The organism is Mesorhizobium sp. M1A.F.Ca.IN.020.06.1.1 (genome assembly GCF_004023265.1).
GTDB lineage: Bacteria > Pseudomonadota > Alphaproteobacteria > Rhizobiales > Rhizobiaceae > Mesorhizobium.
This window is the reverse complement of sequence record NZ_RZSR01001769.1, coordinates 1-486: the sequence shown is the minus strand read 5'-3', so window position 1 is coordinate 486 and position 486 is coordinate 1. Positions and strand designations below refer to the sequence as shown.

At 72.8% G+C, this 486-nt stretch carries 1 pseudogene; it reads left to right on the top strand.

The features are described from left to right. A pseudogene (locus tag EOA60_RS36800) lies at positions 1–486 on the top strand (helicase); the annotation flags it as partial.

Sequence of the window (486 nt, the reverse complement as noted above, 5' to 3'; positions counted from 1 at the left end):
CCCCACGAGGGCGAAAGTGGTGAAGGCGCAGAGCCCTCCGCCGAGCCGGAAGAGCAGAAGCCGATCCTGCTGTGGCGGCAGGCGCGCTTCGACCATTCGCGCCCGCGCCACCGCCATGACAATCGCCGCGACAATCGTCCGCGCAACGGCCAGGCGGCAGGCGATGGCCAGGCGGGTGCCACGGGTGGCCAGGCCGGCGATCGGCCAGCCCGTGAGGGCCGCCGCGACCAGCGCGACGGGGCCGGCAAGCCGCGCTTCGACCGCTCGAAGTTCAAGCCGAGACCGGAACGCGAAGGCGGCGAACGGCGCGAAGGCAGGCCTCAGGGCGAGCGTGCCGATCGCCACGAGGGGGGCCGCCGCGAGGGCCGGCCGGACTGGAAAGGCAACAGGCAGGACGGCAAGGGCAATGCCGCAGGCGGCAGCAAGCCGACCTTCCAGAGCAAGCCGCGCGAGGAGCGTCCGCAGCGCTTCGATCCGGATTCACCC